This window comes from Streptomyces sp. SID11385, from assembly GCF_010548245.1.
Classification (GTDB): domain Bacteria; phylum Actinomycetota; class Actinomycetes; order Streptomycetales; family Streptomycetaceae; genus Streptomyces.
Genome location: NZ_JAAGLR010000880.1, coordinates 1 through 8620 on the forward strand (window position 1 = coordinate 1; position 8620 = coordinate 8620).

The window sequence follows — 8620 nt, forward strand, 5'->3', positions numbered from 1 at the left end:
CCGCTCGCCGCCCCCGGTGAGCGGCTGGCGCCAGGACTGCGCGGGGACGGGCGCGGACACCGTCCCGCCCTCGCCCGGGTACGCGGGACTGCTGCCGGGGCGCGCGTGCCCGTCCAGCGCCTGCTCGACCCGGGTGAGGAGCAGCCCGCGCGCGGTCCGCGCGTCGGGGACGCCGACGAGGTCGACGTACGTGATCGTCGCGAGCAGCCCCTCCACGGGCGCCTCGTCCACGCGCACGGTGAGCAGCCTGCGATCGGGCTGGTCCGGCTCGGAGCGCAGCGCCGCCTGCCACTCCATGCGCCCGTACCGCGAGCCCTGGTAGTTCCGCGAGAGGACGGCGATGACCGCGGCGGACTCGCTCACGCCGCGGTCCATGTAGTCGATGAAGTTGCTGCCCGCGACGAAGTCCCAGGCCTGGATCACCGTACGGAAACCGGCCTCCTCCAGCGTCCACGCGATCCACGAGGCCCACGCCTCGTCGGCCGGGGAGTAGCTGATGAAGAAAGTGGCCTGCCGCTGCGCCGCGTCCGTGCTGCCCGTCACCATCCGCCCATGGTAGGAACCCGCGTAACCCCCCGACGGTGGACAACCGGCCAAAAGTCGCGATGCCGAGGACGAATGGGGGCCCGAAGGCGTACGGAGCGGCGGTACGGGCCGGGGCGGCGTCACACTCCGTGCGCGGGGACGGGCCCCGCCCCCGCGCCCTTCTTCGCCTCGCGCCCGTGTGCGAACCTGTCGCCGTGCCGACACCGAGAGCCCCGCGACGCCGCCCGCACCCCTTGGACTTACTCGCCTGCGCCCTGCTCGCGTGCGGGCTGATCCTCCTCGCGACCGGCGCGCTGCCCACCCACGCGGCGGGCGACGTGGCCCGCCGCACGGCACCCCTCCTGGCCTTCCTCGCGACCGTCATCGTCATGGCCGAACTCACCGGCCGGGCACAGGTGTTCGATGTGTTGGCGGGCGGCATCTCCCGTGTCGGCAAGGGCAGTTACGCACGCCTGTTCGGCCTCTGCGTGCTCTTCGCCTCCGCGACCGCGCTGATCCTGAACCTCGACACGACCGCCGTCCTGCTCACCCCCGTCATGCTCGCGATGGCGGCCCGCGTCGGCATCGCGCCCCTGCCGCTCGCGATGACGACGGTCTGGCTCGCGAACACCGCGAGCCTCCTGCTCCCCGTCTCGAACCTCACGAACCTCCTCGCGGCGGACCGCGTCGGCCTCTCGGCGGGCGGCCTCGCGGCCCGCATGTGGGCCCCGCAGGCGGCCGTCGTCGCGGCGACGGCGGTGTGCCTGTGGGCGATGTACTGGCGGCGGGGGCGGCGCGGCGCCGACGCCTACGTCCCCACGGCCGCGTTCCGCCCCGCCGACCCGGTCCTCTTCCGGACCTGCGCCCTGGCCTGCGCGGGCTTCCTCGTCGCGATCCTGCTCGCGCCCGTCCCGCTGTGGGCGGACTCGCTCGCCGCCGCGCTCGTCGTGGTCGTCGCCTTCGCGCTGCGCCGCCCCGCCGAACTGCGCCTCTCGCTCGTCCCCTGGCGCCTGCTGATCATGGTGCCGGGCATGTTCCTCGTCGTCGAGACCGTCAACGTCCATGGCCTGCATACGCTGTTGACGCATGCGATGGGCACGGAGGAGGGCGCGGGCGGGCTCTTCCGCTCCGCCTCGGTCGGCGCCGGGCTCTCCAACGTGCTCAACAACCTGCCGGTCTACCTCGCGGGCGAGGCCGCCGTCCCCGACGCCAACCAGGACCAGCTCCTCGCCTTCCTCATCGGCACCAACGTCGGTCCTCTGGTGACTCCTTGGGCCTCGCTCGCGACCCTCCTGTGGTTCGAGCGCTGCCGCACCGCCGGGGTCAGGGTCCCCCTCGCGCGCTTCGTCGGCACGGGCCTCGTCCTCGCGGTCACGGGCACGGCGGCGGCGACGGGGGCGCTGGTCCTGACGGGCTGAACGGGGCGCGTACGAACTGACGGGACGAACAGGGCCCGTGCGTACGGCGGTTACGCCACCGCCGCCCCCACCGCCTCCCGCGTCAGCGCCACCAGCCGGTCGAGGACGTCGGGGCGCCCCGCGACGAAGCAGCGCGTCGTGTCGGGCCCGGTGAAGCCGATCCGGAACGGGCCGCCTTCGAGCGTACGGAACTCGCAGCCCGCCTCCAGCGCGAGCAGCGCGCCCGGCGGGAAGTCCACCGCCTCCGCGCAGTACCCCACGAAGCCGTCGATCGTCCCGCGCGCCAGCATCGACCAGCCGAGCAGCGGCGCCCACAGCGCGAGCACGCGCCGCGTGCGCCGCTCCAGCGCGACCCGCAGCGCCTCGGCGAGCACGTCGTCCTTGCGCACCGAGTGCCCCTGCGTCCAGGCCACGACGAGACGCGGCGCGGAGGCGGGCATCGGGGTGTCGGGCGGCAGCGCCTCGACGGCCGGTACGGGCCCGGCCGCCGGTACGGAGCCCGCCCGGCCCCCGCCGGGAAGCCCCCCGCCCTCGTCGAGCCGTTCCCCGTGCCCGTACACCCCGCCGCCCCTCACCGCGTGCCACGTCGCCCCCGTGTGCGGCTCGTGGACGACGCCGAGCACGGGCGCCCCGGCGACGCACAGCCCGATCCCCACCGCGTACGTCGGCAAACCGATCGCGACGTTGTTGCTCCCGTCGAGCGGGTCGACGAGCCACGTCCGCTCCGCCGCGCCCGCGAGCAGCCCCGCCTCCTCCGACCACACCCGGTCCTCGGGGAACGCCTCGCGCAGCCGGCCGAGCACGATCCGCTCCGCCGCCAGGTCGAGTTCGGTGACGACGTCGCCGTCCGCGCCCTTGACGCCGATCCGCCACGTGTCCCCGAAGCGGGCGCGCAGCATCCGCCCCGCCTCCTCGGCCGCCGCCAGCGCGACCCCCAACTCGGCCTCGTAGCCGCGCTGTTCCTCAGTCGTCCGGTCCATCGATCCTCCTCAGAGCGGCCCGCACCGCCACGACGGTCTCTCCCCGGTCGCAGATCTCCCGCACCGAGCGGTGCGCCTCGCCGGACAGCGGCCCCAGGGACATGTCGCTGCGCCCGGGCAGCGACTCGCCGAGCGCGAGCGTCGCGGCGGGCCGCCCGCCGCTCACCACCGTCGCGTGGAACTCGCCGGGCCTGACGACGTAGACGTCACCGCTCACGCTCCGCTCGGAGCCGCCCGGCTCCGCGTGCACGAGCCGCGCGGTGGGCCGCACGTCGTCCGTGCCGTCCGCGCGGCTGCGCACCTCGTACACGCGGTGCGTCGGCGCCGCGGGATCGTCGACGACCCGCACGGAGCGGTTCGTCACGCGCCCGTGGAGGACGAGGCTGATGAGCGACCAGCTGTGGGCGTGGACGAGGGGAACCCTGCCGGGCGGCGCCGCCGCGAGATCGCCACCGCCGGAGCCCACGAGGCCGCCACCGCCCCCATCCACGAGGCCGCCGCCGGAGCCCACGAGGCCGTCGCCGCCCGCGTCCGCGCCGTCCCCACCGTCCGCGTCCGCGCCGTCGAAGAGGTGCACGCACACCCCCTTCGCCCCGTCCCGGAGCACCGGCAGGCACAGGAAGCCCAGCGGGTGGCGGATCGCGGGGAGGTCCCAGCGGCCCTCGGCGACGGCACGGAGAGCGGCGACGGCGAGGTCCCGCGCGGCGGTACGGTCCGGGGGCGGTCCGGCGCCCGGGGCGGGGCCGGGGTCGAGCAGTGCGTGCAGGGCGTCGTAGTCGATGGCTATCCCGTGCGGCGCGTCCATGGCGTGGTTCAGCCTGGCCTCTCGGATCGGTGCGGCTCAGATCGGGTACGGGTTCTCGGCGTGGAGCGCCTTCTCCACGACCTGCCGCACCTCGGTGTCGGAGAAGGTCGTCGGCAGCGGCAGGCCGAGGTCCTCGAAGAAGGCCCGCGCCTGGTCGTTGGTCGGGTCGTTGTCGAGGGCGCGGGCCTGGCCCAGCTCGATCTTGCGGGCCTGGTTGCGGCTCTGCTGGAGCTCGACGCTGTAGTAGCGGTGCAGCGGGTGGTTCTCGGTGACCAGGAGTCCGGGGCGCGCGCGGTCGTCCTGCGTGATGATGAGCCGGGACTGCGAGACGTCGAAGCGCAGGGTCGGCGCGGTGGCCGACAAGTAGAGGTGCACGGTCATGCCGGGCAGCCGCTGGAGGTGCCAGCCCGCGGCGAGGACGGTCGCGTACGACTCCTTGCTCGTCCGCTCCTGCGTCCACGCCTCCGGGTCGTACGAGCCCTCCGTCGTCGCGTACGAGCGGCGGAAGCGGGCGTAGGCGCGGCAGGCGGCGGCGTCGGCGGGGTCGACGATGTCGATCGTGAAGGTGAGGTTGGAGCGGTTGCCCCGGGCCCGTTCCACGCACTCCGGCAGCGTCACGGCGCGCAGATACGTGCCCGTGCCGCCCTTGAAGGCCCAGAAGTCGCTGCGCTCGCGCGCCTTGCGCAGCTCGGCGCCGATCTCGCTGCCCGTGAGCGAGCGGACCATCTGCATGCCCTCGAAGGCGCGCTGGATGTCGTGGACGGCGTCGGCCAGGTTCTCGTCACGCCGGCGCTGGCGCAGCGAGCCCGCGGCGAGGGCACCGAGCACGAGGACCGTGGCCCCCGCCGTCGCGTCCTCGCCGAGCGAGTCGCCGAACAGGTCCATCACCCCGACGGTGATCGCGCCGAGCACCGCGAGCAGCAACTCGAAGTTCCGCGCGATCCAGTTGAGCAGCCTCTCCAGCCGCCCCTGTTCCCCCGTTCCGCCGGCCATGGTCCCCCCGTCGTCCCCGGTCCGCTCCGACCGGACCGATGGTAGGTGCGGGGTGGCGGGCCCACCAGAACGCCTTTTCAGCCGCCGCGAAGAACCCCCTCCGGAGCGTGAAGCCCCTTCCTGACCGCTGCCCCCTTCCGGAGCGTGAGCGCCCACGCCGCGACCGGTGACCGACGCGTCCGCGAAAAGCCGGGCGAAGAGGGGAGGTGAAGCGGCGAATGAACATCACATGACCTGGACTACTGACAATCCGCACACGCCGGGGTAGCGTCACCCGCAGTTCACCCGTGTGGACTACACCACTTCTTCTCTCTTTACTCGGATCGTCCGGCACGTTCCTGCCGGTGAAGGGGGCCCGCAATGGCCACTGTGACGTTCGACAAGGCAACCCGCATCTACCCCGGCGGTACGAAGCCCGCTGTCGACCAGCTCGACATCGCCATCGAGGACGGCGAGTTCCTCGTCCTCGTCGGCCCCTCCGGCTGTGGCAAGTCCACCTCGCTGCGCATGCTCGCGGGCCTGGAGGACGTCAACGGCGGCGCCATCCGCATCGGCGACCGCGACGTGACCCACCTGCCCCCGAAGGACCGGGACATCGCGATGGTGTTCCAGAACTACGCGCTGTACCCGCACATGACCGTCGCCGACAACATGGGCTTCGCGCTCAAGATCGCCGGCGTCAACAAGGCGGACATCCGCAAGAAGGTCGAGGAGGCCGCGAAGATCCTCGACCTGAGCGAGTACCTCGACCGCAAGCCGAAGGCGCTCTCCGGTGGTCAGCGCCAGCGTGTCGCGATGGGCCGCGCCATCGTCCGCGAGCCCCAGGTCTTCCTCATGGACGAGCCGCTGTCGAACCTCGACGCCAAGCTCCGCGTCTCGACCCGTACGCAGATCGCCTCGCTCCAGCGCCGTCTGGGCATCACGACCGTGTACGTCACGCACGACCAGGTCGAGGCCATGACGATGGGCGACCGCGTCGCGGTCCTCAAGGACGGTCTGCTCCAGCAGGTCGACTCGCCGCGCAACATGTACGACAAGCCCGCGAACCTCTTCGTCGCCGGCTTCATCGGCTCCCCGGCGATGAACCTCATCGAGGTCCCGATCACCGACGGCGGCGTGAAGTTCGGCAACTCGGTCGTCCCGGTCAACCGCGAGGCGCTCAAGGCCGCCTCCGACAAGGGTGACAAGACCGTCACCGTCGGTGTCCGTCCCGAGCACTTCGACGTGCAGACCGAGGGCTCCGGCGCCGGTCTGTCGAAGGACGCCCCGGCCGGTCTCCCGGTCACCGTCAACGTCGTCGAGGAGACGGGTGCCGACGCGTTCATCTTCGGCACGATCGAGATCGGCGGCGAGACGAAGGACCTGGTCATCCGCGGCAACTCGCGCGCGGTCCCGGCCAAGGGCGAGGTCCTGCACGTCGTCCCGCGCGCCGGCGAGGGCCACGTCTTCGCGACCTCGACGGGCGAGCGCCTGAGCGACTGACGCCGGACGCCTTCACTCGTACGGGTGCATCAGCCGCCTGAACGGGCCGCGGAGGCAACCACGCGCCGACGGGCCCCGTCCTTCCCCACAGCGGGAAGGGCGGGGCCCTCGCCGTATCCGCACCCCATGCGGAGCCGAAACACCCCAGCAGGAGCCGAAGCACCCCCGCCCCGACCTGCGAAGTCAACTTCCATACCCACGAAACACCGAATTACCTCACTCGATAGAGTGACTAAATGTCGCTATATCAGTACGGAGCGCTACGCTTCCCCGCGTGAATTACACCGCCCGCCGCATCGGCCGAACGCTCGCCCTCGTCCTGCCCGTCGTCCTGGTGCTCTCCGGGACGCTCGCCGTGACGCACGTCAGCTGGACGACCCAGGGGGCGAGCGACTCCACGCTCACCGCCTCCGCCTCCGACGCCTCCTCGCCCGCGGGCGCGGACGCGAAGAACAAGCGCCGCGCCCCCGAGGAGGTGCTGCGCACCAAGCTCCTCTCCGAACTCCAGGAGAAGGACCCGGGCATCGCGCTCACCCACCTCCAGCAGGCCATCCGCGAGCGCCCCTCGCTCGCCGAGCACTGCGTCTCGCTCGCGCGCTCCCTCGGCGAGGCCGCCGTCCGCGCCTACGGCCCCAACCGCGCCCAGTCCTTCGCCCGCCCGGTCTGCGACACGGCGTACGCGACGGGCGTGGCGACGATGCAGGGCTGAGCGGCGCGGCGGCGGTACCAGGCGGCAACGGCGGTACGGGGCCGGGAGACAGCCCCCGCCCCCGTACCCGTGCCCCGCGCGCCGCCGTCCCCCGTACAGTGCCGCCATGAGCGAATCGCACGCGCGCCCGGGTACGGACGAGGCCACCGCCTGGCCGGCCGGGGCTCCCCGCCAGGCCGTGATCCTCGCCGGGGGCCAGGGCTCCCGGCTGCGCCCGTACACCGACGACCGGCCCAAGCCGATGGTCGAGATCCCCGGCACGGGTGTGCCGATCATCGGCCATCAGCTCGACTGGCTCGCGCGCGAGGGCGTGACGGACGTCGTCATCTCCTGCGGCCACCTCGCCGACGTGCTCATCGCCTGGCTCCAGCAGACCGAACTGCCCCTGCGCGTCGAGACGGTGATCGAGTCCGAGCCGCTCGGCCGGGGCGGCGGCCTCAAGTTCGCCGCCGCGCACCTCCCGCACCCGGACGAGCCCTGGTACGCGACCAACGGCGACATCTGGACCCGCTTCGGCCTGCGCGCGATGGCCGCCTTCCACGCCGAACGCGCCGCCGTGGCCACCCTCGCGCTCGCGCGCCCGCGCCTGCCCTGGGGCGTCGTCGAGACGGACACCTTCGGCCACATCAGCGACTTCATCGAGGCCCCGCCGTCCCCGTACTCGGTCAACGCGGGCGTCTACGTCCTCTCCCCCGCCTTCACGCGCCTGCTCCCCGAGCGCGGCGACCACGAGCGCACCGCCTTCCCCCGCCTCGCCCGCGAACGCCGCCTCGCCGGCTACCCGATCCCGCAGGGCGCCTACTGGCGCGCGATCGACACGGCGAAGGACCTGAAGGAGGCAGCGAAGGAACTCGCGGAGGAACGGGGCTACGAGGCATGACGATCCGGCCCGCGCGCCCCGCCGACCTGCCCCGCCTCCAGGAGATCGAGACGGCGGCGGGCGAGGCGTTCCGCACCCTCGGCATGCCGGAGATAGCCGACGACGCCCCGCCCCCGCTCGCGACCCTGGAACACCACCGCCGCGAGGGCCTGGCCTGGGTCTTCACCACGCCCCCGGACGACACCCCCGTGGCCTACCTGCTCGCGGACCGGACCGACGGAAACCTCCACATCGAACAGGTCTCCGTCCACCCGTCCCACGCCCGCCGGCGCCTGGGCCGCGCCCTGATCGACCACGCGGCGCACCAGGCCCGCACGGAGGGCGCACGAGCCCTCACCCTCACGACCTTCACCGAGGTCCCCTGGAACGCCCCGTACTACGCGCGCCTCGGCTTCGAGGAGTTCCCGGCCCCCGAACTGCCCCCGGGCCTGCGGGAGATCCGCGCGCGAGAGGCGGCGGCGGGCCTGGACAGGTGGCCCCGGCTCGTGATGCGCCGGGAGCTGTGAGGCCCCGTACGGAGCACCCTGCGGCGGTACGAAAGAGGGGCTCACTCCCGAAGGGTGGGCCCCTCTCGCGACGGCGGGCGCCGTCGTCAGGTCTCGTCGAGCGGGCCGGTGTGCGAGGACCGGCCCGCCGCTAGCCGAAGAGGCCGCCGAGTCCCTGACCACCCCCGCTCCCGTCGTCGCCGCCCGCGCCTTCGCCCGAACCACCGCTCTGCGGGGCCGAGTCGGCCGGGGACGAGCCCTGGGTGCCGCCGCCGGAGCCCGAGGCCGGGCCGCCGCCCCCCGTGGACGAGGGGGCCTGCTGCGGCGCCTGCTGCGGGGCGGG

The 8620-nt window shown here is 73.5% G+C and carries 9 protein-coding genes and 1 pseudogene; 5 read left to right on the forward strand and 5 right to left on the reverse strand.

The features are described from left to right. Positions 1-546: toll/interleukin-1 receptor domain-containing protein (locus G3I42_RS26850; protein ID WP_164290147.1), on the reverse strand; the 546-nt coding region annotated here is incomplete at its 3' end. Positions 547-779: 233 nt separating this feature from the next. Between G3I42_RS26850 and G3I42_RS26855 the strand changes: the two genes are divergently transcribed. Continuing rightward, a complete protein-coding gene (locus tag G3I42_RS26855) occupies positions 780-1943 on the forward strand; it encodes an SLC13 family permease (RefSeq protein ID WP_164290161.1) in 1164 nt (387 codons plus the stop codon). 50 nt (positions 1944-1993) lie between these two features. On the opposite strand, the gene G3I42_RS26860 is transcribed toward G3I42_RS26855, so the two are convergent. From G3I42_RS26860 to G3I42_RS26870, 3 genes are read right to left on the reverse strand one after another with little or no spacing between them, the layout of a single operon-like run. Next, positions 1994-2923 carry an inositol monophosphatase gene (locus G3I42_RS26860; protein WP_164290149.1) on the reverse strand — a complete coding sequence of 310 codons (930 nt, stop codon included), beginning with the start codon at positions 2921-2923 and terminating at the stop codon, positions 1994-1996. Next, entirely contained in the window at positions 2907-3728 is an 822-nt protein-coding gene (locus G3I42_RS26865) for a hypothetical protein (protein ID WP_164290151.1), read from the reverse strand. The genes G3I42_RS26860 and G3I42_RS26865 overlap by 17 nt, the downstream gene beginning before the upstream one ends. Before the next feature lie 36 nt (positions 3729-3764). Further along, positions 3765-4721: a hypothetical protein gene (locus G3I42_RS26870; RefSeq protein ID WP_164290153.1), complete on the reverse strand. Its 957-nt coding sequence runs from the start codon at positions 4719-4721 to the stop codon at positions 3765-3767. A 360-nt stretch (positions 4722-5081) separates the two neighbouring features. Here G3I42_RS26870 and ugpC point away from each other — a divergent pair, with 360 nt between their 5' ends. The 4 genes from ugpC (at position 5082) to G3I42_RS26890 (ending at position 8298) form a co-directional block, all read left to right on the forward strand. After that, complete coding sequence (ugpC, locus tag G3I42_RS26875; protein WP_164290155.1) at positions 5082-6203, forward strand: sn-glycerol-3-phosphate ABC transporter ATP-binding protein UgpC; 1122 nt, start codon at positions 5082-5084, stop codon at positions 6201-6203. A gap of 274 nt (positions 6204-6477) precedes the next feature. Continuing rightward, positions 6478-6912, forward strand: a complete 435-nt coding sequence (locus tag G3I42_RS26880; protein WP_164290157.1) for a hypothetical protein — start codon at positions 6478-6480, stop codon at positions 6910-6912. Between the two features lie 106 nt (positions 6913-7018). Then, on the forward strand, positions 7019-7792 hold the full coding sequence (locus G3I42_RS26885) for a nucleotidyltransferase family protein (protein WP_203607388.1): 774 nt from the start codon (positions 7019-7021) through the stop codon (positions 7790-7792). After that, entirely contained in the window at positions 7789-8298 is a 510-nt protein-coding gene (locus G3I42_RS26890) for a GNAT family N-acetyltransferase (protein ID WP_164290159.1), read from the forward strand. The genes G3I42_RS26885 and G3I42_RS26890 overlap by 4 nt, the downstream gene beginning before the upstream one ends. A 130-nt stretch (positions 8299-8428) precedes the next feature. Here the strand turns inward: G3I42_RS26890 and G3I42_RS26895 are convergent. Further along, positions 8429-8620, reverse strand: a pseudogene (locus G3I42_RS26895) (hypothetical protein); the annotation flags it as partial.

Coding starts and splice junctions, on each gene's coding strand:
- G3I42_RS26860 (WP_164290149.1), bottom strand. CDS start 2,923: ATGGACCGGACGACTGAGGAACAGCGCGGCTACGAGGCCGAGTTGGGG.
- G3I42_RS26865 (WP_164290151.1), bottom strand. CDS start 3,728: ATGGACGCGCCGCACGGGATAGCCATCGACTACGACGCCCTGCACGCA.
- G3I42_RS26870 (WP_164290153.1), bottom strand. CDS start 4,721: ATGGCCGGCGGAACGGGGGAACAGGGGCGGCTGGAGAGGCTGCTCAAC.
- ugpC (WP_164290155.1), top strand. CDS start 5,082: ATGGCCACTGTGACGTTCGACAAGGCAACCCGCATCTACCCCGGCGGT.
- G3I42_RS26885 (WP_203607388.1), top strand. CDS start 7,019: ATGAGCGAATCGCACGCGCGCCCGGGTACGGACGAGGCCACCGCCTGG.
- G3I42_RS26890 (WP_164290159.1), top strand. CDS start 7,789: ATGACGATCCGGCCCGCGCGCCCCGCCGACCTGCCCCGCCTCCAGGAG.